Annotated in this window: 28 protein-coding genes; 14 read left to right on the top strand and 14 right to left on the bottom strand. The window is 70.2% G+C overall.

All coding sequences use genetic code 11. The features are described from left to right. Positions 1 to 271 precede the first annotated feature (271 nt). Both ABKA17_RS03595 and ABKA17_RS03590 read left to right on the top strand, forming a co-directional pair. Positions 272 to 4,033, top strand: coding sequence for a multifunctional oxoglutarate decarboxylase/oxoglutarate dehydrogenase thiamine pyrophosphate-binding subunit/dihydrolipoyllysine-residue succinyltransferase subunit (locus tag ABKA17_RS03595; protein ID WP_353690329.1), 3,762 nt, complete (start codon positions 272 to 274; stop codon positions 4,031 to 4,033). Positions 4,034 to 4,116: 83 nt separating this feature from the next. Further along, on the top strand, positions 4,117 to 4,701 hold the full coding sequence (locus tag ABKA17_RS03590; protein WP_353690328.1) for a hypothetical protein: 585 nt from the start codon (positions 4,117 to 4,119) through the stop codon (positions 4,699 to 4,701). Between the two features lie 21 nt (positions 4,702 to 4,722). On the opposite strand, the gene ABKA17_RS03585 is transcribed toward ABKA17_RS03590, so the two are convergent. Continuing rightward, positions 4,723 to 4,905: a DUF6104 family protein gene (locus ABKA17_RS03585; RefSeq protein ID WP_123997793.1), complete on the bottom strand. Its 183-nt coding sequence runs from the start codon at positions 4,903 to 4,905 to the stop codon at positions 4,723 to 4,725. Between the two features lie 62 nt (positions 4,906 to 4,967). Beyond that, positions 4,968 to 5,819: a hypothetical protein gene (locus tag ABKA17_RS03580; RefSeq protein WP_353690327.1), complete on the bottom strand. Its 852-nt coding sequence runs from the start codon at positions 5,817 to 5,819 to the stop codon at positions 4,968 to 4,970. Between the two features lie 151 nt (positions 5,820 to 5,970). On the opposite strand from ABKA17_RS03580, the gene ABKA17_RS03575 reads away from it, so the two are divergent. Then, positions 5,971 to 6,948, top strand: coding sequence for a DUF4097 family beta strand repeat-containing protein (locus tag ABKA17_RS03575; protein WP_353690326.1), 978 nt, complete (start codon positions 5,971 to 5,973; stop codon positions 6,946 to 6,948). Position 6,949: 1 nt separating this feature from the next. Continuing rightward, a complete protein-coding gene (locus tag ABKA17_RS03570) occupies positions 6,950 to 8,023 on the top strand; it encodes a PadR family transcriptional regulator (protein ID WP_353690325.1) in 1,074 nt (357 codons plus the stop codon). Between the two features lie 428 nt (positions 8,024 to 8,451). On the opposite strand, the gene ABKA17_RS03565 is transcribed toward ABKA17_RS03570, so the two are convergent. From ABKA17_RS03565 to ABKA17_RS03550, 4 genes are all read right to left on the bottom strand, one after another. Next, positions 8,452 to 9,039 (bottom strand): Clp protease N-terminal domain-containing protein, encoded by a 588-nt coding sequence (locus ABKA17_RS03565; protein WP_353690324.1) that lies wholly within the window; start codon positions 9,037 to 9,039, stop codon positions 8,452 to 8,454. Beyond that, a complete protein-coding gene (locus ABKA17_RS03560; protein ID WP_353690323.1) occupies positions 9,039 to 9,248 on the bottom strand; it encodes a helix-turn-helix domain-containing protein in 210 nt (69 codons plus the stop codon). Before ABKA17_RS03560 ends, ABKA17_RS03565 begins: the two co-directional genes overlap by 1 nt. A 103-nt stretch (positions 9,249 to 9,351) precedes the next feature. Next, positions 9,352 to 10,317 carry a zinc-binding dehydrogenase gene (locus ABKA17_RS03555; RefSeq protein WP_353690322.1) on the bottom strand — a complete coding sequence of 322 codons (966 nt, stop codon included), beginning with the start codon at positions 10,315 to 10,317 and terminating at the stop codon, positions 9,352 to 9,354. A gap of 269 nt (positions 10,318 to 10,586) precedes the next feature. Further along, positions 10,587 to 11,810: an NAD(P)-dependent malic enzyme gene (locus ABKA17_RS03550; RefSeq protein ID WP_353690321.1), complete on the bottom strand. Its 1,224-nt coding sequence runs from the start codon at positions 11,808 to 11,810 to the stop codon at positions 10,587 to 10,589. A 606-nt stretch (positions 11,811 to 12,416) separates the two neighbouring features. On the opposite strand from ABKA17_RS03550, the gene ABKA17_RS03545 reads away from it, so the two are divergent. The 3 genes from ABKA17_RS03545 to ABKA17_RS03535 are packed head-to-tail and all read left to right on the top strand — an operon-like array spanning position 12,417 to position 15,108. After that, positions 12,417 to 13,367 (top strand): ABC transporter substrate-binding protein, encoded by a 951-nt coding sequence (locus ABKA17_RS03545; protein ID WP_353690320.1) that lies wholly within the window; start codon positions 12,417 to 12,419, stop codon positions 13,365 to 13,367. A 29-nt stretch (positions 13,368 to 13,396) separates the two neighbouring features. Then, positions 13,397 to 14,350, top strand: a complete 954-nt coding sequence (locus ABKA17_RS03540; RefSeq protein ID WP_353690319.1) for an amino acid ABC transporter permease — start codon at positions 13,397 to 13,399, stop codon at positions 14,348 to 14,350. Then, positions 14,347 to 15,108 (top strand): amino acid ABC transporter ATP-binding protein, encoded by a 762-nt coding sequence (locus ABKA17_RS03535; RefSeq protein ID WP_353690318.1) that lies wholly within the window; start codon positions 14,347 to 14,349, stop codon positions 15,106 to 15,108. Before ABKA17_RS03540 ends, ABKA17_RS03535 begins: the two co-directional genes overlap by 4 nt. A gap of 72 nt (positions 15,109 to 15,180) precedes the next feature. Here the strand turns inward: ABKA17_RS03535 and ABKA17_RS03530 are convergent, their stop codons facing one another. After that, complete coding sequence (locus tag ABKA17_RS03530; protein ID WP_353690317.1) at positions 15,181 to 15,939, bottom strand: class I SAM-dependent methyltransferase; 759 nt, start codon at positions 15,937 to 15,939, stop codon at positions 15,181 to 15,183. A gap of 100 nt (positions 15,940 to 16,039) precedes the next feature. On the opposite strand from ABKA17_RS03530, the gene ABKA17_RS03525 reads away from it, so the two are divergent. After that, positions 16,040 to 16,669, top strand: a complete 630-nt coding sequence (locus ABKA17_RS03525) for a CGNR zinc finger domain-containing protein (protein WP_353690316.1) — start codon at positions 16,040 to 16,042, stop codon at positions 16,667 to 16,669. Here ABKA17_RS03525 and sodX read toward each other — a convergent pair. Further along, positions 16,573 to 17,007, bottom strand: coding sequence for a nickel-type superoxide dismutase maturation protease (gene sodX, locus ABKA17_RS03520; protein ID WP_353690315.1), 435 nt, complete (start codon positions 17,005 to 17,007; stop codon positions 16,573 to 16,575). The two genes, ABKA17_RS03525 and sodX, sit on opposite strands and share 97 nt — an antisense overlap. Before the next feature lie 145 nt (positions 17,008 to 17,152). Here sodX and sodN point away from each other — a divergent pair, with 145 nt between their 5' ends. The 5 genes from sodN (at position 17,153) to ABKA17_RS03495 (ending at position 20,501) form a co-directional block, all read left to right on the top strand. Then, a complete protein-coding gene (sodN, locus tag ABKA17_RS03515) occupies positions 17,153 to 17,548 on the top strand; it encodes a superoxide dismutase, Ni (protein ID WP_005480378.1) in 396 nt (131 codons plus the stop codon). Between the two features lie 147 nt (positions 17,549 to 17,695). Then, positions 17,696 to 18,871 (top strand): peptidoglycan recognition protein family protein, encoded by a 1,176-nt coding sequence (locus tag ABKA17_RS03510; protein ID WP_353690314.1) that lies wholly within the window; start codon positions 17,696 to 17,698, stop codon positions 18,869 to 18,871. A 46-nt stretch (positions 18,872 to 18,917) separates the two neighbouring features. Continuing rightward, entirely contained in the window at positions 18,918 to 19,310 is a 393-nt protein-coding gene (locus tag ABKA17_RS03505) for a helix-turn-helix transcriptional regulator (RefSeq protein ID WP_353690313.1), read from the top strand. A gap of 27 nt (positions 19,311 to 19,337) precedes the next feature. Beyond that, on the top strand, positions 19,338 to 19,748 hold the full coding sequence (locus ABKA17_RS03500) for a VOC family protein (protein ID WP_353690312.1): 411 nt from the start codon (positions 19,338 to 19,340) through the stop codon (positions 19,746 to 19,748). A gap of 15 nt (positions 19,749 to 19,763) precedes the next feature. Continuing rightward, on the top strand, positions 19,764 to 20,501 hold the full coding sequence (locus ABKA17_RS03495) for a VOC family protein (RefSeq protein WP_353690311.1): 738 nt from the start codon (positions 19,764 to 19,766) through the stop codon (positions 20,499 to 20,501). On the opposite strand, the gene ABKA17_RS03490 is transcribed toward ABKA17_RS03495, so the two are convergent. The 6 genes from ABKA17_RS03490 to ABKA17_RS03465 form a co-directional block, all read right to left on the bottom strand. Continuing rightward, positions 20,488 to 20,682 carry a hypothetical protein gene (locus ABKA17_RS03490; protein WP_353690310.1) on the bottom strand — a complete coding sequence of 65 codons (195 nt, stop codon included), beginning with the start codon at positions 20,680 to 20,682 and terminating at the stop codon, positions 20,488 to 20,490. The two genes, ABKA17_RS03495 and ABKA17_RS03490, sit on opposite strands and share 14 nt — an antisense overlap. Before the next feature lie 35 nt (positions 20,683 to 20,717). Then, the gene (locus ABKA17_RS03485; protein WP_353690309.1) at positions 20,718 to 21,044 is read right to left on the bottom strand and encodes a DUF952 domain-containing protein; all 327 of its coding nucleotides are present in this window, start codon (positions 21,042 to 21,044) and stop codon (positions 20,718 to 20,720) included. A gap of 9 nt (positions 21,045 to 21,053) precedes the next feature. Next, on the bottom strand, positions 21,054 to 22,253 hold the full coding sequence (locus tag ABKA17_RS03480; protein ID WP_353690308.1) for an RNA polymerase sigma factor: 1,200 nt from the start codon (positions 22,251 to 22,253) through the stop codon (positions 21,054 to 21,056). Positions 22,254 to 22,258: 5 nt separating this feature from the next. Then, positions 22,259 to 22,672 (bottom strand): YciI family protein, encoded by a 414-nt coding sequence (locus tag ABKA17_RS03475; protein WP_353690307.1) that lies wholly within the window; start codon positions 22,670 to 22,672, stop codon positions 22,259 to 22,261. 84 nt (positions 22,673 to 22,756) lie between these two features. After that, positions 22,757 to 22,966 (bottom strand): LITAF-like zinc ribbon domain-containing protein, encoded by a 210-nt coding sequence (locus ABKA17_RS03470; RefSeq protein ID WP_353690306.1) that lies wholly within the window; start codon positions 22,964 to 22,966, stop codon positions 22,757 to 22,759. 26 nt (positions 22,967 to 22,992) lie between these two features. Next, positions 22,993 to 23,577 carry a dihydrofolate reductase family protein gene (locus ABKA17_RS03465; protein WP_353690305.1) on the bottom strand — a complete coding sequence of 195 codons (585 nt, stop codon included), beginning with the start codon at positions 23,575 to 23,577 and terminating at the stop codon, positions 22,993 to 22,995. 124 nt (positions 23,578 to 23,701) lie between these two features. Between ABKA17_RS03465 and ABKA17_RS03460 the strand changes: the two genes are divergently transcribed. After that, entirely contained in the window at positions 23,702 to 24,292 is a 591-nt protein-coding gene (locus ABKA17_RS03460) for a TetR/AcrR family transcriptional regulator (RefSeq protein ID WP_353690304.1), read from the top strand. Positions 24,293 to 24,529: the final 237 nt, after the last annotated feature.

Raw genomic sequence — 24,529 nt, 5'->3', positions numbered from 1 at the left:
CCGCGGTCCGCGCTGACGGACACGTGTGATCACGGGTGATCCGCCACAGGCCCGCGCCATCGGCGTCCCGGGGCCGTGCTCACCCCTTCCCATCCAACGCTGTGAGAAGCGGAACCACGCTTGTTTCCCGCCATTTCTGGCCCCGAAACACGCTTTCCGATGTGACTTACGCGACGATGACCTTGCCCGGCCTGACCTTCCCGGCCATGGGGGCGTAGCCTTTATTCCCGCTGTCCATCACCTTGTGAAGCGGAAGAGGGCGGTTGCCGCCGTGTCGCCACAGTCCCCCAGTAACTCGAGCATCTCGACCGACACCGACCAAGCGGGGAAGAACCCCGCTGCCGCGTTCGGTGCCAATGAGTGGCTCGTCGACGAGATCTATCAGCAGTACCTCCAGGACCCGAATTCGGTAGACCGAGCCTGGTGGGACTTCTTCGCCGACTACAAGCCGGGCGCCGCCGCCCCGGCTGCGGCCGCTGCTCCGGCCCCGGCGGCCCCCGCCGCGCCCGCCCAGGCGGCTCCCGCGGCTCCTGCGGTGCCCGCGCCGGCTCCGGCGGCCCCCGCCGCCGCGAAGCCCGCGGCCGCCGCCCCGGCGCCCGCCAAGGCCGCCGCCCCGGCTCCGGCCGCGGCGAAGCCGAAGGTCGAGCCGGCCCCCGCGGCCGCGGACGGCCCGGAGCTGGTCACGCTGCGCGGCCCCGCCGCCGCGGTGGCGAAGAACATGAACGCCTCGATCGAGGTGCCCACGGCCACGTCCGTGCGCGCGGTCCCGGTGAAGCTGCTCTTCGACAACCGCATCGTGATCAACAACCACCTGAAGCGTGCCCGCGGCGGGAAGATCTCCTTCACCCACCTCATCGGCTACGCGATGGTGCAGGCCATCAAGGCCATGCCGTCGATGAACTACTCCTTCACGGAGAAGGACGGCAAGCCGACCCTGGTCAAGCCGGAGCACATCAACTTCGGCCTCGCCATCGACCTGGTGAAGCCCAACGGCGACCGCCAGCTGGTCGTCGCGGGCATCAAGAAGGCCGAGACGCTGAACTTCTTCGAGTTCTGGCAGGCCTACGAGGACATCGTCCGCCGCGCCCGTGACGGCAAGCTGACGATGGACGACTTCTCCGGGGTCACGGTCTCCCTGACCAACCCCGGCGGCCTCGGCACCGTCCACTCGGTCCCGCGTCTGATGCCCGGACAGTCGGTCATCATGGGCGTCGGCTCCATGGACTACCCGGCGGAGTTCCAGGGCACCTCCCAGGACACCCTGAACAAGCTCGGCATCTCGAAGGTCATGACGCTCACGTCGACCTACGACCACCGGGTCATCCAGGGCGCCGCCTCCGGCGAGTTCCTGCGCGTCGTCGCGAACTACCTCCTCGGCGAGAACGGCTTCTACGACGACATCTTCGAGGCCCTGCGCATCCCCTACGAGCCGGTCCGCTGGCTCAAGGACATCGACGCCTCGCACGACGACGACGTCACCAAGGCCGCGCGGGTCTTCGAGCTGATCCACTCCTACCGGGTCCGCGGCCACGTCATGGCCGACACCGACCCGCTGGAGTACCGCCAGCGCAAGCACCCCGACCTGGACATCACCGAGCACGGGCTCACCCTGTGGGACCTGGAGCGCGAGTTCGCGGTCGGCGGTTTCGCGGGCAAGTCCCTGATGAAGCTGCGCGACATCCTCGGTGTGCTGCGCGACTCGTACTGCCGCACCACCGGCGTCGAGTTCATGCACATCCAGGACCCCAAGCAGCGCAAGTGGATCCAGGACCGCATCGAGCGCGCGCACTCCAAGCCGGAGCGCGAGGAGCAGCTGCGCATCCTGCGCCGACTGAACGCGGCGGAGGCCTTCGAGACCTTCCTCCAGACGAAGTACGTCGGCCAGAAGCGCTTCTCCCTGGAGGGCGGCGAGTCCGTCATCCCGCTGCTGGACGCGGTCATCGACTCGGCGGCGGAGTCCCGCCTGGACGAGGTCGTCATCGGCATGGCCCACCGCGGCCGCCTGAACGTCCTCGCCAACATCGTGGGCAAGTCGTACGCCCAGATCTTCCGCGAGTTCGAGGGCAACCTCGACCCGAAGTCCATGCACGGCTCCGGCGACGTGAAGTACCACCTGGGCGCCCAGGGCACCTTCACGGGCCTCGACGGCGAGCAGATCACCGTCTCACTGGCCGCGAACCCGTCCCACCTGGAGACGGTCGACCCGGTCATCGAGGGCATCGCCCGCGCCAAGCAGGACATCATCAACAAGGGCGGCACGGACTTCACGGTCCTGCCGGTCGCCCTGCACGGTGACGCGGCCTTCGCGGGCCAGGGCGTGGTGGCCGAGACGCTCAACATGTCGCAGCTGCGCGGCTACCGCACCGGCGGCACGGTCCACATCGTCATCAACAACCAGGTCGGCTTCACCGCCGCCCCGGAGTCCTCGCGCTCCTCGATGTACGCCACCGACGTGGCCCGCATGATCGAGGCGCCGATCTTCCACGTGAACGGCGACGACCCCGAGGCCGTCGTCCGCGTCGCTCGCCTGGCCTTCGAGTTCCGTCAGGCGTTCAACAAGGACGTCGTGATCGACCTCATCTGCTACCGCCGCCGCGGTCACAACGAGTCGGACAACCCGGCCTTCACCCAGCCGCTGATGTACGACCTGATCGACAAGAAGCGCTCGGTGCGCAAGCTCTACACCGAGTCCCTCATCGGTCGCGGCGACATCACCCTGGAAGAGGCCGAGCAGGCGCTCCAGGACTACCAGGGCCAGCTGGAGAAGGTCTTCACCGAGGTCCGCGAGGCCGCCTCCCAGCAGGTCACCGGCCCGGTGTCGGACCCGCAGGCGGAGTTCCCGGTCGCCGTGAACACCGCGATCTCCTCGGAGGTCGTCAAGCGGATCGCCGAGTCCCAGGTCAACATCCCCGACACCTTCCACGTCCACCCGCGTCTGCTGCCGCAGCTGCAGCGCCGGGCGACGATGGTCGAGGACGGGACGATCGACTGGGGCATGGGCGAGACGCTGGCCGTCGGCTCCCTGCTCCTGGAGGGCACCCCGGTCCGGCTGTCCGGCCAGGACTCCCAGCGCGGCACCTTCGGCCAGCGCCACGCGGTCCTCATCAACCGCGAGACCGGCGAGGAGCACACCCCGCTCCAGTACCTCGCCGAGGACCAGGCCCGCTACAACGTCTACAACTCCCTGCTCTCCGAGTACGCGGTCATGGGCTTCGAGTACGGCTACTCGCTGGCCCGCCCCGACGCGCTCGTGATGTGGGAGGCGCAGTTCGGCGACTTCGTCAACGGCGCGCAGACGGTGGTCGACGAGTACATCTCGGCGGCCGAGCAGAAGTGGGGCCAGACGTCCGGCGTCACCCTGCTCCTGCCGCACGGCTACGAGGGCCAGGGCCCGGACCACTCCTCGGCCCGTGTCGAGCGGTTCCTCCAGCTCTGCGCCCAGAACAACATGACGGTCGCGATGCCGACCCTGCCGTCGAACTACTTCCACCTCCTGCGCTGGCAGGTGCACAACCCGCACCACAAGCCGCTGGTGGTCTTCACCCCGAAGTCGATGCTGCGCCTCAAGGCCGCCGCGTCGAAGACGGAGGAGTTCACGTCGGGTCAGTTCCGCCCAGTGATCGGTGACGCGTCGGTGGACGCGGCAGCGGTCAAGAAGGTCGTCTTCTGCGCCGGCAAGGTCTACTACGACCTCGACGCCGAGCGTCAGAAGCGCGGTATCACGGACACGGCGATCATCCGCGTCGAGCGCCTGTACCCCCTCCCGGGTGCCGAGCTCCAGGCCGAGATCGCCAAGTACCCGAACGCCGAGAAGTACCTGTGGGCCCAGGAGGAGCCGGCGAACCAGGGCGCGTGGCCCTTCATCGCCCTCAACCTGATCGACCACCTGGACCTGGCCGTCGGCGCGGACATCCCGCACGGCGAGCGCCTGCGCCGCATCTCGCGTCCGCACGGCTCGTCGCCGGCGGTGGGTTCGGCCAAGCGTCACCAGGCCGAGCAGGAGCAGCTGGTGCGTGAGGTGTTCGAGGCCTAGGTCTCGGAACAGCTGATCAATTGATCGCAGAAGGGCCCGACCCCGTCCGGGGGCCGGGCCCTTCCCGCTACGGGGGTGTATCGATGGGCAAGCGCCACATACGCAAGATGCTGCGCCGGATGGGCACCGGTGAACCCGTCCACGCCTCCACCGGCCTGGGGACCACCAAGGGGCTCGCGCGACTGGCCTTCTACGCCGAGCAGTTCGGGTACGAGTACGCGGGCGCTCATCAACTCGGCAAGAAGTACGTGATCCGGGTCGTGCCCGCCCACGACCCCGAGGCCCGCGCGCGGGCGGCGGAGAACTGGGTGAGATACCCGGGTGCCGCCTCGAGAGGCGCGCTGCCGCAGCTGGACGAGGACGCGGTAGCGGTGTTCAACGCGCGGATCGGTTTCGAGCTGGCCACCCGCTTCACCGAGAAGCAGATGCTGGGGCTCACCACGTTCGGCTTCACCGGGCTGGCCCTCGGACCCTGGATCAAGTTCGGCCTCGTCGTCGGCGGCACCTTCTGGCTGGCCCTGATGGCCCTCGTCCCGATCCTGCTCGTCGCCAACCGGCGCTACCGGGCCAAGAACGCCGCCCTGCTGAAGGCCGCGGGATTCACCCCGGTGACCGACCGGGACGGGCAGCCGCGGTATCTGCCACCGGCCGCCGACCCGCGGGACTGACCAACTGACTACTCGTCCCGACTACTCGTCGTCCTCGTCGTCGTCCAGCCGCGCCAGCCACGTGGCCAGCCGCTCGACCGGCACCTCGAAGTCGGGGTTGAGATCGACGAACGTCCGCAGCTGCTCGGCGAGCCACTCGAAGGTGACCTCCTCCTCGCCGCGCCGCTTCGCCAGTTCCTCGATGCCACGGTCGGTGAAGTACAACTCTCGCTCCTGATACGGACGGGACGAACCCTCGGGCCTACTCCCTCAGGGTATGCCGTACATCAGTCACGCGGATGTGCGAGGTCGTACGCCAGTCCCAGCACCCCGTGCGCCAGCAGCAGGGCTCCGGCGGCGAGCCAGCCGCCGCTGCGGCGCCGTAGGCCCCAGGCCGCGAGGGGGAGGCCGGTGGCGACCTGGGCGAGGCAGAGGGCACGGGCCCTGGAGTCGCCGGACCAGGGCAGCCAGGGGGTCAGACGGCGGCCGGCGACCGTCTCGAGCTCGCCGCGGACCGTCTCGCGCCAGCCCTCCCATTCGACGGCTCGGGCGTCGGGCTGGACGCGGGCGACCTCGCGGAGGCGGTCGGCGGGTTCGCCGGGGGCGAGTCCGGTGGGGAGGGTCAGACCCGCGCGGCTGAGGACGGCGAGGAGTCCGCGCAGCCGGGCCCGGGCGTCGGCCGCGGTGTCCGGTTTGGTGAGGGCGTCCAGGGACTCGACGTCCAGGACGGGGTCGAGGCCGAGGCGGGCGGCGAAGGTGCGCATGGCCTCGTCCTCGCCGGCCGGGGTGCCGGCCGCGAGCCAGACGTAGCCGACGGGACGGCGGAAGCCGGAGGCGAGGGTGTAGCCGCTGCGGTCGGCGTCCCACCACAGCGCGAGGACGGGCCAGGGGGCGCCGACGGCGAGTGCCGTGGCCCAGCCGGTGAGGACGCGGTCGACCGGCTCCTCACCGTGCCGCCAGGGCTTTCCCTCGGGGACGAGGACGCTCCACTGCGGGCCCGCGCTCGTGAGCAGCATGCGTTCGCGCAGCAGCTGGGCGGCCGGGGCGACGGAGTCGGGTTCCGCGCGGCAGAGCAGCAGGGCGCCCGGGGCGGGGCCGGTACGAGGGGCACCGGGGCGTGGGGCTTCCGTCGGCGACATGCTCACACGCTAGGTGGATTTGGGCGCTTTGGTCATTTTGAGGGACGTGAACATCCCCAGAACGGGTGTCTTGACTTTCCGTGGCCGCGATATATCGTGAATAGCGGAAGACGCGATATGGCGTGTGTGGTGTCACGGGGAGGTCTGCACCATGTCCGAGTGGTCCGTGTCGGAGCCGAGGAAGCTCACGTTCGACGAGCCGGTGAGCCGACTCCATGTACGCATCGTCAACGGAACGGTGAACGTGGTGGGCACCGACGAAGGTTCCGCCCGCCTGGAGGTCTCCGAGCTGGAGGGACCACCCCTGACGGTGACCCAGGAGGGCGGCACCCTCACGGTGGCCTACGACGACCTGCCCTGGAAGGGCTTCCTCAAGTGGCTGGACCGCAAGGGCTGGCGACGCAGTGCCGTCGTCTCGCTGGCCGTGCCGGCCGACACCCTGGTCGAGGTCGGGGTGGTGGGCGCCGCGGCCGTGGTCTCGGGCATCGACGGACGTGCGGAGGTGAAGGGGGTCACCGGCGACACGACACTGGTGGGGCTGACCGGCAGCGTCCGCGCCGACACCGTCTCGGGCAGCCTGGAGGCACAGGCCCTGCGCGGCGACCTCCGCTTCAACTCCGTCTCCGGGGACCTGACCGTGGTGGAGGCGGGTTCCTCGGTCAAGGCGGACTCGGTGAGCGGTTCGATGATCGTCGACCTCGATCCGACGAGCCGCCCGACCGACATCAACCTCACGAGCGTCTCCGGTGAGATCGCCATCCGCCTCCCCCACCCGGCGGACGCGGAGGTGGAGGCGAACACCGCGAGCGGATCGGTCTCCAACGCCTTCGAGGACCTGCGCGTCGGCGGCCAGTGGGGCGCCAAGCGGATCACCGGCCGGCTCGGCACGGGCAACGGCAGCCTCAAGGCGACCACCGTCTCGGGCTCGATCGCCCTGCTGCGCCGCCCGCCGGCCGAGGAGGAGCCGTGGGACGTGGACCCGGTGGACCCGGCGGACCCCGTGGACGTGGAGGACGGGGGCCCGGTGGCCGATGGGCCGGGCGACTCGGGGGACAATTCCGTTTCCGGTCCGGGTGACGGCACAGCCGGCGCCCCGGCCGACGGCACGACCGACAAGAAGGTGCTCTGACATGCCTCCCGTCTTCGCCCACGGCCGCCTCCGCCTCTACCTGCTGAAGCTGCTCGACGAGGCCCCGCGCCACGGCTACGAGGTGATCCGGCTGCTGGAGGAGCGTTTCCAGGGGCTGTACGCACCGTCGGCCGGCACCGTCTACCCCCGCCTCGCCAAGCTGGAGGCCGAGGGCCTGGTCACCCACACCACCGAGGGCGGCCGCAAGGTGTACGCCATCACGGACGCGGGCCGCGCCGAACTGGCCGACCGCAGCGGGGAGCTGGCCGACCTGGAGCTGGAGATCCGCGAGTCGGTCGCCGAGCTCGCCGCCGAGATCCGGGCCGATGTGCGTGGCGCGGCGGGCGACCTGCGGCGCGAGATGCGGGCGGCCGCCTCGGAGGCCCGTCGCGGTGGCGGGGCCGAACAGGACGGCCCCGTGGGGGACTTCGGGGACCACGCCGACAAGGAGGCGTGGCGGGCGGCCAAGGAGGAGATGCGCCGCGTCAAGCAGGAGTGGAAGGAGCAGGCCCGGCGCGCCAAGGACGAGAGCCGCCGGGCCCGCGAGGAGGCCCAGCGGGCCCGGCGCCAGGCCAAGGAGGCTCAGGAGCGGGCACGGGTCCAGGCCCAGGAGGAGGTCCAGCGCATCGCACGGCGGGTCCAGGAACAGGTCCAGGACCACTTCGCGCGGGGCGACTGGCCGACGGGGGTGCGCGAGGGCCTGACGGAACTGGCCAAGGAGTTCGGCGACTTCGGGCGGGACTACGGCAGGGAGTTCGGCAAGGACTTCGGCTTCGGCCACGGCCACGGCCACGGCCACGCGGAGAAGGTCGACCCGAAGTCGGCGCCGAGCACACCCGAGTACACGCAGACCCCGGAGGACTTCCCCGCCGACTACGAACCCTCCTGGGCCCACGAGGACGGCACCGGCGACCCGACCCGCGATCTGGACCGCCTCCTCGACCGCTTCCGGGACGACATCCGCGACACGGCCCGAGACCACGGCGTCACCCCGGACCAACTCCGAGCCGCCCGCCACCACCTCTCGACAGCGGCAGCACACATCGGGTCACTGCTGCGAACGCCGAAGGCCTGAGGGGCAGAGGCCTGCGGCGAAAGCGTGGGGCTGGAAGGCCGGGACCGGGGGCCGAGAGCCGAGGGCCGGGACCGGGGGCCAAGGGCCGGGAGCCGGAGGCCGGGAGCCGAGGGCCGGAGGCCGGGAGCCGGAGGCCGGGAGCCGAGGGCCGGAGGCCGGGAGCCGGGAGCCGGAGGCCGGGAGCCGAGGGCCGGAGGCCGGGAGCCGGGGGCTGAGACTGGAGGGCCTGGGACCCCAGAACTCGGGGCTCGATGCCTGAGGCGCGAAGGCCTGAAGACCGCGTGGCGGAAGCCTGAGGCTGGAAGACCTGAGCCCGGGAGTCGGGGCCGAGGCCCGGAGCCTGGGCACGGACCCCGGACCCCGGACCCCGGAGCCCGAGCCCGAGCCCGAGCCCGGAGCCCAAGCCCTGCACCCCGAGAGCGGTCCGTTCAGCCGGCCTTCGCCTCGGTCTCGCCCTCACCCCCGCCCTCGCCGTAGAGCACGCGGGTCAGGGCCTCGTGGGTGACTCCGTGGTCGGCGAGTACCTCGCCCGGTACGCCGGGGCGGGTGGTGAGGGCGAGGAGGATGTGTTCGTCGCCGATGTGCCGGTCGCGGCGGGCTACGGCGGTGCGCAGGGAGCGTTCCAGGACGTCCTTGGCGTCTCGGCCGAAGGTGCGGCGACCGGACGACCACCAGCCCTTGTCCTTGCGGTCACCGGACATCGCGCCGACGCCGTGCACCTCCTCGACGCGGGCGACGATCTCCGCGACGTCGATGCCGAGTCCGGCGAGGGCGTCCGCCTCGGCCTGGGAGAGGCCGGCGCGGCGCCGGGCCTCGGCCAGGGACTGCCGTACCGACTCCTTCCGTTCCGCCGTGAGGCCCAGCGAAGCCAGCGCGAAGGACCCGCGGCTCGCCTCGCGGTCGAGCAGCGCGAGCAGCAGGTGCTCGGCTTCGACGGTGGCCGCGCCCGTCGCCTCGGCCTGCCCGACCGCCGTCTGCACGACTGCGCGGGCGTCCTTCGTGAACCGCTCCAACATCAATGCCTCCCGTACTTCTTGTGCACGGCCTGCCTGCTCACACCTAGTTCCGCGGCGATCTCCTGCCACGACCAGCCCTGGTTGCGCGCGCTGCGCACCTGTACCGACTCCAGCTGCTCCAGCAGCCGGCGCAGTGCGGCGACGGCCCGCAGACCCACCCGTGGGTCACGGTCGCCCGCCCGCTGGGCGAGATCTGTTGCTTCGGTCATGACGTCAACCTACGTTGACACCCTCGGCATGTCAACCAAAGTTGACGCACCGGGCACGGAAAAGGCGGGCCCGGCGATCCGGACCCGCCCCACTCCCCCCACGTCAGGAATGCGTGAGCACGATCTTGCCGAACTGCTCGCCCGACGCCAGCCGTTCGAAGCCCTCCCGGGCCCGGTCCAGCGGCAGCACCTCGTCGATCACGGGCCTGACCCCCGTGGCGGCACAGAAGGACAACAGGTCCTCCAGCTCGTCCTTGGTCCCCATGGTCGAGCCGACCACCTTGAGCTCCAGAAAGAAGATCCGGGTCAGCTCGGCATGCGAGGGCCGGTCACCGCTGGTCGCGCCGGAGATGACCAGCGTGCCGCCGGGCTTCAGCGACTTCACCGAGTGGGACCAGGTGGCCGCGCCGACGGTCTCGATGACGGCGTCCACCCGCTGCGGCAGCCGCGCCCCCGACTCCAGCGCCTCCACGGCACCGAGTTCGATGGCCCGCTTCCGCTTGGCCTCGTCCCGGCTGGTGGCGAAGACCCGCAGACCCGCGGCCTTGCCGAGCACGATCGCGGCCGTGGCGACACCGCCGCCGGCGCCCTGCACCAGGACGGAGTCGCCGGGGCGTACACCGGCGTTGGTGAAGAGCATCCGGTACGCCGTCAGCCACGCGGTGGGCAGACAGGCGGCCTCCGCGAAGGAGAGCTCCTTCGGCTTGGGCAGGATGTTCCAGGTCGGCACGGCGACCTGCTCGGCGAAGGTGCCCTGGTAGTGCTCGGTGAGGATCGACCGGGGCTCCTTGGGCCCGACGCCGTGGCCGGACTGACCGATCACGGAGTGCAGCACGACCTCGTTGCCGTCCTGGTCCACTCCGGCGGCGTCACAGCCGAGGATCATCGGCAGCTTGTCCTCGGACAGCCCGACACCCTTCAGGGACCAGAGATCGTGATGGTTGAGGGAAGCGGCCCTGACGTCGATCACACTCCAGCCCGGGCGGACCTCGGGAGCCGGACGCTCCCCCAACTCGAGGCCGTTGAGCGGCTGATCACGGTCGATGCGGGCGGCGTAGGCAGCGAACATGATGTTGACGATAGGGTCCGACGCGGCTCGGGGGAACCGCGGACCCCTGTGACACACGCCCTCTTGCGCTCGAGCAAATTCAGCCCGTCCGGCGTTTGAGGACAAGGCCCCTCAAGGGCCGACGGGGGTCCAGGGGGCGGAGCCCCCTGGAGGATGGGACGGGTAGGGGCGGCGGGGGCGAGGAAACCACCCGGACAGCCCTGCCCCCGGGTAAAGAAATGGCCCCGCCCGGAAAGAACCCGGACGGGGCCACCTAGGCACAGGTCACCTCAACGGCGAGCCACACCCTCCGCACGAGCCGCGGCAGCAACCGCCGCGGTCACCGCCGGAGCCACCCGCTCGTCGAACGGCGACGGAATCACGTAGTCCGCAGCGAGGTCGTCACCGACGACCGCCGCCAGCGCCTCCGCCGCCGCGATCTTCATGCCCTCGGTGATCCGGGACGCCCGCACCTGGAGCGCACCGGCGAAGATGCCGGGGAACGCCAGGACGTTGTTGATCTGGTTCGGGAAGTCGGACCGGCCCGTCGCCACGACCGCCGCGTACTTGTGCGCGACGTCCGGGTGCACCTCGGGGTTCGGGTTGGCCATGGCGAAGACGAACGCGCCCTCGGCCATCGACGCCACCGCCTCCTCCGGCACCGTGCCACCGGAGACGCCGATGAAGACGTCGGCGCCTTCGAGGGCGGCCTCCAGGGACCCGCTGATGCCGGCCTTGTTGGTGAACCCGGCGAGCTCCCGCTTGACCGGGGTCAGGTCGTCCCGGTCCGCCGACACCACGCCCTTGCGGTCGGCGACGGCGACGTCCCCGATCCCGGCGTCGACGAGGATCTTCGCGATGGCGACACCGGCCGCGCCGGCACCCGAGATGACCGCCCGCAGCTCACCGAGCCCACGCCCGGTCAGCCGCGCGGCGTTGCGCAGGGCCGCCAGCGTCACGACGGCCGTGCCGTGCTGGTCGTCGTGGAAGATCGGGATGTCGAGCGCGTCCTGGAGACGCTTCTCGATCTCGAAGCACCGGGGCGCCGAGATGTCCTCCAGGTTCACACCACCGAAGGACGGGGCGAGCCGGACCACGGTCTCGACGATCTCGTCGACGTCCGTGCAGGCCAGCGCGATCGGCACCGCGTCCACGCCGCCGAACTGCTTGAAGAGGATGGCCTTGCCTTCCATGACCGGAAGGGAGGCCTCGGGCCCGATGTCACCGAGTCCGAGCACCGCCGTACCGTCCGTGACGACGGCGACGACCGAGGACTTCCATGTGTAGTCGTGGACCAGGTCGGGCTGCTCGGCGATGGCGCTGCACACCTTCGCCACGCCGGGCGTGTACGCGAGGGACAGGTCGTCCTTGTCACGGACGGGCACGGTGGCCTGCACGGCCATCTTGCCGCCGCGGTGCAGGGCGAAGGCCGGGTCGAAGGAATCGAGGGGCTCCGCCCCGCCGTCGTGACCCGTATCGCTGTCGCTGCGAGGATTGACGATCTCCGCTGCCACTTTGTTCTACCCCTTAGATATTCATGGTTTGAGGGTGGCCACTCCTGGTTGAGAAGTGGGCGGGCACCGCGCATGGTCCAGATCGGTGATGCGTACGAGCCATGCGCGACGGGCGCGCCGCACACGCGCCCTGAGCCCCGGATGAGGGGTGTAAAGAACCTTCTTACCGGACGGACGGCACCTGCGACGAGTCCATAAGTGCAAGGTCACATGACGGGCCCCGTGGGCCCCCGGTCGGTGACATGAATCATGGCCAAATATGCGGACACGCCCTCGACCGTCTCTTGACACGGACTCGAACAGAGGCCGAGCCGTCAAGGTGTCGCTCACATCGTGAGATATGCCGAAGATCCTCCGGCCGGAACGACTGATTCCCGCAGAAGGTGCGGTCGTGATGTCCGTCCTGATGCGGTTCGGGGGTCACCCGTTATCTGATTTTGACATGACGGGTCCCCTGAATGGCTCAGTCCGAATGGCAAGATGCCGTAATCACACGAGGTCGCGACACTCGAAGACGTGTGTTCTCGTCGACCCACGGCACTGTCGATCCCGTCGGCAGCGCCCCGCCCCATCGGCAACTCCACCCATCCGCCGGAGGAACCCACCATGACCGCAAGCTCCACCCGTCGTACGACCACCGCGCGTTCCAGGATTGCCGCGGTAGGTGCGATCGCGGTCGCTGGCGCCCTGATTCTCACCGGTTGCGGTGACCAGACGGAGGGCTCCAACGAGTCGGCGTCGACGAACGACGCCCCGCTCTTCGACAAGCTGCCCGCCAAGATCCAGAAGGCGGGTGTCATCAAGGTCGGCACCAACGCCGAGTACGCGCCCATGGAGTACCAGGAGGGCGGCAAGATCGTCGGTGTCGACCCGGACATCGCCGCCGCGCTGGGCAAGCAGCTGGGCGTGGAGTTCAAGTTCACCTCCGGCTCCTTCGACGGTCTGATCACCTCCCTCAACTCCGGCCGCTACGACGCCGCCATGTCCTCCATCACGGACACCAAGGCGCGCCAGGAGGGTCTGGACGACAAGGGCAAGAAGCTCGGCCCGGGTGTCGACTTCGTCGACTACTTCACGGCCGGTACCGCCGTGTACGTCCAGAAGGGCAACCCGAAGAAGATCAACTCGATCGCCGACCTCTGCGGCCAGACGGCCGCGGTGCAGCGGGGCACGACGTACGAGCAGGCGCTGAAGGACCAGTCCAAGAAGTGCACGGACGGCGGTGACAAGAAGATCACCATCGAGCCGTTCGAGAACGACACCGAGGCCCAGACCCGTGTGAAGTCCGGTGGCGCGGTCGCCGGCGTCAACGACTACCCGGTCGCCATCGACATGGCCCGCAAGGCCGACGGCGGCAACGCCTTCGAGGTCGTCGGCGAGCAGGTCGACGCCGGTCCGTTCGGCATCGCGGTGAACAAGGACAACAAGGAGCTCGCCTCCGCTCTCGAGGAAGCCGTCAACGCGATCATCAAGGACGGCACGTACAAGAAGATCCTGGAGAAGTGGGGCGCCGAGAGCGGTGCCATCGACAAGGCCGCGATCAACGGCGGCAAGTGACCGTCCCGTAACGCTGAAGGGCAGTCACTGTGACTGACAAGTTCGACAAGGAGCCGGCGGACTCGACTCCGCCGGTCTCCAAGGAGGCCTCCGTCCCGCCGGAGGCGATCAAGGCCATCCCGGTCCGCCACTACGGCCGCTACGTCAGCGCCGTCGTGGTCCTGGCGCTGGTGGGCCTGCTGGTCAACGCGTTCGCCACCGCCAAGAAGATCCAGTGGAGCGCGGTCGGTGACACCGTCTTCGACTCCACGGTCATCGCGGGCGCCGGCCGCACCCTGCTGATCAGCGTCCTGGCGATGATCCTGGGCGTGGTCCTCGGCATCGTGCTGGCCGTCATGCGGCTCTCCAAGAACCCGGTGACGAGCTGGGTGGCCTGGGTCTACATCTGGTTCTTCCGCGGGACGCCGGTCTACGTCCAGCTCCTGCTGTGGTTCAACCTGGCGCTGATCTTCCCGATGCTGAATCTCGGTCCGATCTACAAGGACGAGATGACGGACGTCATGACCCCGTTCATGTGCGCCCTGCTCGGACTGGGCCTGAACGAGGCGGCGTACATGGCGGAGATCTGCCGCGCCGGTCTGATGGCCGTGGACGAGGGCCAGACCGAGGCCTCGCACGCGCTCGGCATGAGCCACGCCAAGACGCTGCGCCGGATCGTCATCCCGCAGGCGATGCGGGTGATCGTGCCGCCGACCGGCAACGAGTTCATCAACATGCTGAAGACCTCGTCGCTGGTGTACGCGGTGACGTACAACGAGCTGCTGCGCGCCACGTCGACGATCGGTTCCACGTCGTACGCGGTGATGGAGCTGCTCTTCGTGGCCTCCATCTGGTACCTGGTCATGACCAGCGTGTTCAGCGTCTTCCAGTACTACCTGGAGCGGCGCTACGCGCGCGGTACGACGCGTCAGCTGCCGTCGACGCCGTGGCAGAAGGTCAAGGCGAACATGCTGTCGCTCGGCCGCGAAAGGGGTGCGGCATGACCGCGATGGTGAAGTCCGAGGGCGTCCACAAGTCCTTCGGCCCCGTGGAGGTCCTCAAGGGCATCGACCTGGAGGTCAGGCAGGGCGAGGTGTTCTGCCTCATCGGCCCCTCCGGCTCCGGCAAGTCGACGTTCCTGCGGTGCATCAACCACCTGGAGAAGATCAACGCCGGTCGGCTGTACGTCGACGGCGAGCTGGTCGGCTACCGCCAGAAGGGCGACAAGCTGTACGAGCTCAAGGACAGCGAGGTCGCGCTCCAGCGCCGGGACATCGGCATGGTGTTCCAGCGGTTCAACCTGTTCCCGCACATGACGGCCCTGGAGAACGTCATGGAGGCGCCGATCCAGGTCAAGGGCGTCGGCAAGGCCCAGGCCAGGGAGCGGGCGGGCGAGCTGCTAGAGCGGGTCGGCCTCGCCGACAAGGCGAAGAACTACCCCTCGCAGCTCTCCGGCGGCCAGCAGCAGCGCGTCGCCATCGCCCGGGCCCTCGCCATGGACCCGAAGCTGATGCTCTTCGACGAGCCCACCTCGGCCCTCGACCCGGAGCTGGTCGGTGACGTCCTCGACGTCATGCGCGACCTCGCCGAGTCCGGCATGACGATGGTCGTCGTCACCCACGAGATGGGCTTCGCCCGCGAGGTCGGCGACAGCCTGGTCTTCATGGACGGCGGCGTGGTCGTCGAGTCCGGCAACCCGCGCGAGGTCCTGACGAACCCGCAGCACGAACGGACACAGGCCTTCCTCTCCAAGGTGCTCTGACCGTCGTACGACGACGAAGGGGCGGTACGGGATTCCCGTACCGCCCCTTCGTCGTTCCCCCGCGCTGCCGCGCTACTTCACCGCGAGCAGGAGTGTGTCCGAGGGTGAGCACCACACCGGGCGCGCCTCCCCGAAGCCCTTCTCGCGCAGTACGCGCGCGTGCCAGGCCGCCGAGGGCATGTCGCCGTCGGCGTGGTCGCCGTAGATCTCGAAGCGGCGGGCCGTCGGCTCGGCCAGCGCCGGGTCCTTGGCGGCGACCTGCCACCACTCGGACCAGTCGAGGGCGCCGTCCGCCTTGGCCTGATCCATACGGGCGTGGCGCTGGGCGCGTTCGGCCGCGTTGATCCGGGGCGTGGTCTCGTCGATCATGTGGTCCGCGTTCATGAAGACACCGCCGTCGCGGACCAGCCCCGCGACCTGACCGTAGAGGGCCGCGAGGGGTTCGCTGTGCAGCCAGTGCAGGGCCGTGGCGGTCAGGACGGCGTCGTAGGACTCGTACGGCAGCCCGGCCGGCCAGTCCGGGTCCTTGAGGTCGGCCGTCACGAAGGTGACCCGGTCGTCGCCGGCGAAGGTGCCCTCGGCGATGGCCAGGAGCGCCGGGTCGAGGTCGACGCCGGTGCTGGTGGCCTCCGGGAACCGCGCGAGCAGCCGGGCCATGATACTTCCCGTGCCGCACGCGAGGTCCAGCACGCGCGGGCGGGGTCCGACGAGGGCCTCGACCATGTCGAGCATGATCCGGAAGCGTTCCTCGCGGTCGGGCATGTACCACTCCTGCTGCCGGTCCCAGCTCTCCTGCCAGGCCTGCCAGTCGGTTCCGGTACTGGTGGTCATGGGAGCCCCCTCTTCAGACGCCAACGTAATACCCTGGAAGCACGATCAGCTGTTACCCGGACCGCACGACGACCATAGAACGCCTCCGTAAGGACTACAAGTGGAACTGGCCTATTACTCGGACTACGCCGTGCGTCTCGTCAACAGCGAGGACCCGGCCCGGGGCAAGGAGTCACTGACCTCGGTCGAGGCCGTTCGCGAGCTCTTCGGCGCCAGTCAGGACGCGGGCCGGCGCGCCACCGAGGCCGACGTCAGCCGGTTCCGCTCGGTCCGCGCTCGGCTGCGGGCCGTCTTCGAGGCCGCGGACGGCGGCGACGAGACCCTCTCGGTGAACCTGCTGAACTCGCTGCTGCTGGAGTTCCCGGTCAGCCCCCAGATCTCCGGGCACGACCACCGCGACGACGACGGCCGCCCGCTGTGGCACATGCACCTGGCGGACCATCCCTCCAACGCCACCGCCGGCTACGCGGCCATCGCCGCGATGGGCCTGGCCTTCCACATGACGGAGTACGGCGTGGACCGCCTCGGCCTGTGCGAGGCGTCGCCGTGCCGCAACGCCTATCTGGACACCTCCACGAACCGCTCCCGGCGCTACTGCTCGGACCGCTGCGCCACCCGCGCCAACGTGGCCGCCTACCGCGCCCGCAAGCGCCTGGAGGCCGACCGGTCGGAGAAGACCGGCCTCGCGGCCGACAGAGCCCAGCGCGCGACGGCGAACGGCGAACGCTGACCGGGCTTGCGCGGCCGGTGCCGGAAGCGCACCCGGCCCAGGATCAACTCGACGGGCACGACCCCGTAGTCGGTGCTGTCGCCGCCCGCGTACGCGTTGTCCCCGAGCACCCACCAGCCGCCCTCGCGGCGTTCCGCGGCCCGTTTCACGACCAGCAGGTCCTGTTGGAACGGATGGCGCAGGACCACCACGTCACCCGGCCGGATCCGAGCGCCGTACTGCACGACGAGCCGGTCGCCGTGGTGCAGCGTGGGCACCATCGACGGTCCGGTCACCTCGGCCAGCCCGAAGGGCAGGAGCGCCCCTCTCTGCTCGGTCTCCTGCGACAGCTCCGGCATCCCCGGCACCTCCCCGGTCCGTTCCTCCACCAGTCTGAGTCCGACCCTGGACTTTTGTCCTAAGCCCATGGGGGCACTCGCGAAAACCCGTCTCGCAGGGAGTAATGTCCCACCTGAGAAGACGATCACGAGGAAGGAATGCTCCATGCTTTCCCGCCTGTTTGCCCCCAAGGTCAAGGTCAGCGCACACTGCGACCTGCCCTGCGGTGTGTACGACCCGGCCCAGGCCCGCATCGAGGCGGAGTCGGTGAAGGCCGTCCAGGACAAGATGGCCGCCAACGACGACCCTCACTTCCAGGCTCGCGCCACGGTCATCAAGGAGCAGCGCGCCGAGCTCGCGAAGCACCACGTTTCCGTGCTCTGGAGCGACTACTTCAAGCCCCCGCACTTCGAGAAGTACCCGGAGCTGCACCAGCTGGTCAACGACGCCCTCAAGGCCCTCTCGGCCGCCAAGGCCTCGACCGACCCGGCCACCGGCCAGAAGGCTCTGGACTACATCGCCCAGATCGACAAGATCTTCTGGGAGACCAAGAAGGCCTGAGCCTCACCAAGTCTCGCCGTACGGCGGCGCAGTGATACATATCACTGCGCCGCCGTCGCGTATATCCAGCGTGTTCCTCCCGATTGATGGCCTTTTAGTCGTTTACGTTCCGCATACCTTCCTTTCACGAAAGGTGTGCGCGCCGAGATGAGACGTCGTTGGTGGAGGACGGCCGCGTTGACGGCCTCCGCGGTGACCGGGGCACTGCTCGTCCAGGGCGCGACCGGGCGTCCGGCCCAGGGCGCTTCGGACGACGGGAAGCCACCGCCCGTCGAGACCAGCACCCGCACGGCGCGGCTCTCCGTGGCCGCCGACGGCACCTCGGCGAGGCTCGGCCGGCGCGACACCGCGGTCTTCAGCCTGCTCGGCCTCACCTGGTCCGACCCGTCCGCGCGGGTGGACGCCACGATCGAGGCCCGTACCCGGGACGCCGGGACCGGCATGTGGTCGACGTGGCGGACGCTGGAGGACGGCGGCGAGGGTGACCCGGGCGCCACCCGCGGCGGGACCGAGCCGGTCTGGGCCGGGGCCTCCGACGGCGTGGAGGTACGGGTGGACGTCGCGTCCTCGGCCGAGCTGCCGGAGGGGCTGCGCCTCGACATGGTCGACCCGGGCACCGGCACGGTGTCCGGCCTGGAACCGACCGCCTTCCCGAGGGACGCCACCGAGTCGCCGTCCACCGCGCCGAAACCGCCGATCACCTCGCGGGCCGGCTGGGGCGCCGACGAGTCGATCAGCCCGCAGTCTCCGGCGTATCTGCCGGGCGGGAAGATCAAGGCGGTCACGGTCCACCACACCGTCAACTCCAACGACTACACCTGTGACCAGGCGCCGGCCGTCGTCCGGGGCATCTACGCGTACCACGTGAAGACGCTGGGCTGGAAGGACATCGGCTACAACTTCCTCGTCGACAAGTGCGGCACGGTCTACGAGGGCCGCAAGGGCGGCGTCGGCCTCCCGGTGCTGGGCGCGCACACCTACGGCTTCAACGGCCAGACCACCGGCGTCTCGGTGCTAGGCACCTACACGCGGAACGCCCCGTCCACGGCGGCGATGACCTCGGTCGCCCGGCTCGCGGCGTGGAAGCTCGGCCTGTACGGGGTCGACCCGAACGGCACGACCACGCTGACGGCGGGTGCGGACGGCAAGAACTACTTCGGCACGTCCTGGACGGCGGGCACGCGGTTGACGTACCCGACGATCATCGGCCACCGCGACGGCTACAACACCGAATGCCCGGGTGAGGCGTTCTACGCCCAACTGCCCGCGGTCCGCGCCCACGCGGCCGACCCCGCCGCCGGCCTCGCCCTCCCGCCCGGGTGAGCGAAGGCCTTACCGGGAATGCCAGCCTCCGTGCGATGCTGACGAGGTGAACCGTGACGATCTGGTGAGGCTGCGGCAGGCGCGCGACCGCATGGACCGCGAGTACACCGAGCCCCTCGACGTGACGGCCCTCGCCCGCACCGCCCTGATGTCCCCGGGCCACTTCCAGCGCAGCTTCAAGGAGGCGTACGGCGAGACCCCGTACGGCTATCTGATGACCCGCCGCGTCGAACGCGCCAAGGCCCTGCTGCGTCGCGGCGACCTCTCCGTGACCGATGTCTGCATGGCGGTCGGCTGTACCTCGCTCGGCTCCTTCAGCTCCCGGTTCACCGAACTGGTGGGCGAGACGCCGAGCTCCTACCGGGCCCGCTCGCACGAGGAGAGCGCGGAGATCCCGCCCTGCGTGGTGCGGGCGTACACGCGTCCGAGACGGGCATAGGGCGGGCTTTCGCCTTAGGTTGGCCCCATGGACCTGAAACTCCACACCTGTTTCATCGCCGTCGACGACCATGACAAGGCGATCGCGTTCTACTGCGACGTGCTGGGCCTGGAGATCCGCAACGACGTGAAGTACGAGGGCATGCGGTGGACGACCGTCGGCTCGCCGCTCCAGCCGGACGTCTCGATCGTCCTGGAGCCGCCCGCGGCCAACCCCGATCTCTCCCCCGCCGACCGGGAGGCGATGGACCAGCTGCTGGCCAAGGGCGTGCTGCGCGGGGTCAACTTCACCACCGAGGACTGCGACGCCCTCTTCGCCCGGGTCCGGGAGTCCGGCGCCGAGGTGCTCCAGGAACCGACGGACATGCCGTACGGCGTGCGGGACTGCGCGTTCCGGGACCCCGCCGGAAATATGCTGCGGTTCATGCAGGCCGGCTGACCTACGATCGCCGGCATGAGCATCCGCTGGACCTACGCCTTCGTCGACCGCCCCGCCGAACTCCTCGGCCAGGCGCAGGAGTTCTGGACGGCGGTCACGGACACCCGGCTGTCCGCGCCACGCGGCCCGCGCGACGAGTTCGCGACCCTGGTGCCGGCCGACGCCGACGCCTGCGTCAAGATCCAGGGGGTCTACGAGGGCGGCGGCGCCCATCTGGACTTCTCCGTGGACGACGTGTCGGGGTTCGTGAAGACGGCCCTGCGGCTGGGCGCGACCATGGCCGCCGAGCACGAGGGCTGGGCCGTACTGCGCTCCCCCGCCGGGCAGTTGTTCTGCGCGGTGCCCTGGCACGGCGAGTCGGTCCGCCCACCCGTCGTCCACGGCAGCCGCCTCGACCAGGTCTGCCTCGACCTCGCGCCCTCGGCCTACGACGCCGAAGTGGCCTTCTGGACCGCCCTGTTGCCGGACTGGACGTCCCGCCCGGGCTCCCTCCCGGAGTTCCACGTGCTCGTGCCACCGCCCGGGTTCCCGGTCCGCGTCCTGCTCCAGCGGCTCGACGAGGAGCGCGCGGCCTCCGCCCACCTCGACCTGGCCTGCGCGGACATCGAGGCGACCCGGGCCCGGCACGAGGAGCTGGGTGCCGTGACGGTCTCCCACGGCACCCACTGGACGGTGCTGCGCGACCCGGCCGGCGGCACGTACTGCCTGACCGGCCGGGACCCGGAGACCGGTGGGCTCCCTAGCGCGTCCTGATGAAGCAGAGGGCGTCGCCCTCCCGCGGGTCGGCCGTGTCGAGCCCGCACTGCTCCTGCCACCCCTCGGGGAGCGAGGGCGTCGGACTGGCCTCCTCCCAGCCGTACGGCCCGCCGGGCTCCGCCGAGTCCTGGAGCCACCAGGTGAGGCCGCCGCCGACGGCCACGGCGACGACCCACACGATCAGGATCCACCGCCATAACCGAGGCCGTCGCGTCACGCCCACGCCTCCACGTCGACCACGGCAGCCACCGGGAGCGGCCCGTAGATGTGCGGGAACTCCTCGGCACCCGGCTTCGGGGCCTCGTACCGCAGCGGGACATCGAGCCGGTCCGGGTCGATGACCAGGAGCACCAGCTCGTCGGGGCCGTCGTAGGAGCCGTAGAGGAAGGCCGCGACCTTGGGGAGCTGCTCGCGCGTCGAGCAGTGGATGAAGCCCTCCTCCTGGAGGGTCTTGCCGCGGGTCGACATCTCGTATGTGCCGCGGGCGCGGGCGGCTTCCCAGAGGGGGCGTTCGGTCAGGTGCACGATGGGCGTGGACATGGGCTCACGTTAAGGCCTCAGCCGCGCCGCCCGCCTTCGCAAATAGCGCTGCTCGGGCAGGCTCAGCGTCTGCCCGGCCGCCGACTCGTAGGCGGCGCGGGCCTCGTCGTACGACCCGGCGCGCTCCAGCAGATGCGCCCGTACGGCATCCCGCCGGTGCCCCAACTCGCCGTCCAGGGCGTCCACTTCGGTGAGGCCCGCCGCGGGTCCGTGGACCATGGCGACGGCGACGGCCCGGTTGAGGCGCTCGACGGGACCGGGGACGAGACGGACCAGGACGTCGTAGAGGCCGAGGATCTCCCGCCAGTCGGTGCCGTCCGCGGACGGCGCCTCGTCGTGTACGGCGGCGATGGCGGCGCGCAGTTGGTAGGGGCCGACCGGTCCGCTGCTCAGGGCATGGGTGATCAGGGCGACGCCCTCCTCGATCGCGGCCCGGTCCCAGCGGTCGCGGTCCTGTTCGTCGAGGGGGACGAGGTCGCCGTGCGGGCCGGTGCGGGCCTCGCGGCGGGCGTCGGTGAGCAGCATCAGGGCGAGCAGGCCGGTGACCTCGCCGGTGTCCGGGAGGAGCCGGTGGACGGCGCGGGTCAGCCGGATCGCCTCGCCGGCGAGGTCGCGGCGCTGGAGGGCGGGGCCGGAGGTCGCCGTATAGCCCTCGTTGAAGATCAGGTACAGCGTGTGGAGGACGGCCGGCAGCCGCTCCACCCAGTTGTCGGGCCGCCCGAACCGCACGCCCCGCAGCTTCTGTTTGGCGCGGCTGATCCGCTGGGCCATGGTCGGCTCGGGCACCAGGTAGGCGCGGGCGATCTCGGTGGTGGTCAGACCGCCGACCGCGCGGAGGGTGAGGGCGATCTGCGCGGGCGGGGGCAGGTCGGGGTGGCAGCACAGGAAGAGCAGGGAGAGGGTGTCGTCCTCCTGCGGCAGCCGTTCCGGTCCCGGCGGGAGGGCGAGGGCCACCGCCCGTTCCTCCCGGGCCCGGCGCGCGTCCTCCGCCCGCAGCGCGTCCACCAGCCGCCGCGAGGCCACCTTGATGAGCCAGCCGCGTGGATTGTCCGGCACCCCGCTCTCCGGCCACTGCCCGGCCGCGGCGAGCAGCGCCTCCTGTACGGCGTCCTCGGCGCTGTCGAAATGCCCGTACCGCCTGACCAGCGCGCCGAGGACCTGCGGCGCGTGCAGGCGCAGCAGGTCCTCGACGTCGGTGGTGCGTCCCACGGATCTCAGATGTCCCCGCCGCCGTCCAGGATGGGGCGGATCACCACGGGGTACGTGGGGGCGCCCGCGGGCTGCGGGCAGCGGGCGACGCGCTCGGCGATCTCCGTGACCCGCTCCAGGCTCGCGCAGTCCAGCACCCAGTAGCCGGCCATCAGCTCCTTGGTCTCGCTGTACGGTCCGTCGGTGATCACGGCCTTGCCGTCGTCGCCGAGGCCGACGTGCCGGATCTTCGCGGGCTCGGCGAGGCCCTGCCCGTCGACGATCTCGCCGGTCTCGGCCAGGTCGTCGTTGATCGCGCCCATGTAGGCGAACATCGCCTGCATGTCCTGCTCGCTCCAGGCCGGGGAGCCCGGGGAGCCCTTGCCGCGCATGGCCTCGTAGTCGATCTGTGTTCCCTGTACCAGGACCAGGTACTTCATGAGTCCGCTCCTTCGGCTCCGGCCACCCCTCCTGGGCGGCTCTCACCGGGAACGTCGGAGCCGGGCCGGGGTTCTCGACAGGGTTCAGGTTTTTTTCGCGGCGCTTTTTCTGCCGATCTTCTTCGCGCGCTCGTCCCCGGGCTCGGCGCCCTCCTCGACGTAGGACTCGCACTTCGGATTGCGGCACGGTCCGGCCACCCAGACCGGAACCCACGCACCCAGCGTCTTGTGGCGCTTGACCACCGTCTCGACCGACTGCCCACAGGCGGGACAGGCGCGTTTTTCGCTGTCCATGCCTTCAGAGTAGGGCGACGGGGGCCTCAGCGCTTCCTGCTGTACGTCCGCACGAAGATGCCGTTGCCGAACGCGCGGAAGTCGTCGAGTCCGAACATGGTGAACGAGAAGGCGGAGCGGAACATCGGCATGCCCGTGCCGAGGGTGATCGGGTAGGTCTTGACGACGATCTCGTCGATCTCGTCGAACAGTTCACCGGCGATCTGGGCCCCGCCGCACAGGTAGATCCCCAACCCGCCCTCTTCGGCCTTGAGTTCGCGGACCCTGCCGACCAGGTCGTCGCCGATGATCTCGACGTTCGGGTCGGGCGACTCGGTCAGGGTGCGGGAGGCGACGTACTCGCGCAGGTGGGCGTAGGGGCTGGTGACGCCGTCCTTCAACGCCAGGTCGTAGCTGGCGCGGCCCTGGATGACGGTGTCGAACTTCCGGTTCGGCAGGTCGTCGATGCCGAGGGGCCGGCGGCCGTGGGTGGGCAGGGTCTCCGGGTATTCGGTCTTCAGGTACTCGAAGAACTCCTCGTCGACGAGCGGGATCATGAACGCCGCGTCGCCGCTCTCGTCGCCGATGAAGCCGTCGATCGAACAGGCGATGAAGTACGTGAGCTTTCGCAAGCTGGTCTCTTTCCGTCGGCTGCCGGTTGCCTCTGTCAGTTGAACGACTTCAGTTGTAGTGCTTCACTTGTAGTGGTTGCAAGGCGTTTTCGGGAACCGGCGGAAGTAGGAGAGGGGATTCCGTATGGCGAGCAATCCGGAGCGACGGGCGGCGCTGGTCGACGCGGGGGTGGAGGTGCTGTCACGGGAGGGGGCGCGAGGGCTGACCTTCCGCGCGGTGGACGCGGCGGCGGGGGTGCCCGTGGGGACCTCCTCCAACTACTTCACCGGGCGCGACGACCTGCTCCGCCAGATGGACGCCCGGCTCCATGTCCGGCTGGCGCCCGACCCCGCCGTGCTCGCCGAGCTGATGACGAGACCGAAGGACCGCGCACTGGTCACGGCGTTCATGCACGACCTCATGGCCCGCGCGACCCACGACCGCACCGGCTACCTCGCCCTCCTGGAGATGCGCCTCGAAGCCACCCGGCGCCCCGAACTCCGCGCGTCCTACACCAAGTCGGTGCGCGGGGACCTGGAGTACGGCATGGAGTTCCACCGGGACGCGGGGCTGCCCGGCGGCGACGAGACGGTCACGGTCCTCTACCTCGCCATGCTCGGCCTCCTCCTGGAACACCTGACCCTGCCGGGGGTGCTGGAGGGGGTGCTGCCGGGGGTGGGAGTGCCGGAGGGGATGGTGGAGCGGATCGTGCGGGCTGTGGTGCCGGAGGGGTGAGACGGGGGCGTGCGGGCGGGGTGCAGGGGGCCTGGGCCGAGGGGCGTGCCTGGGTTGAGAGTCTGCCGGGGGCTCGGGATGGTTCGGCTCGGAGACCCGCCCCAGGAGCTCAGGGGCATGCCTGACCCGGAGACCTGCTTGAGGGGCTCAGGGGCGTGCCGGTATGGCCTCAGTTGCCGTGGGGGCGGGCGTGGCTCGGGGGCGCCTGGGCGGGCGGCCCGGAGACGGCCCGGGCGG

Origin of the sequence: Streptomyces sp. RG80, assembly GCF_040446465.1 — a bacterium.
GTDB lineage: Bacteria > Actinomycetota > Actinomycetes > Streptomycetales > Streptomycetaceae > Streptomyces.
The sequence above is the reverse complement of the archived record's forward strand: the minus strand, read 5'-3'. Positions and strand labels throughout refer to the sequence as shown.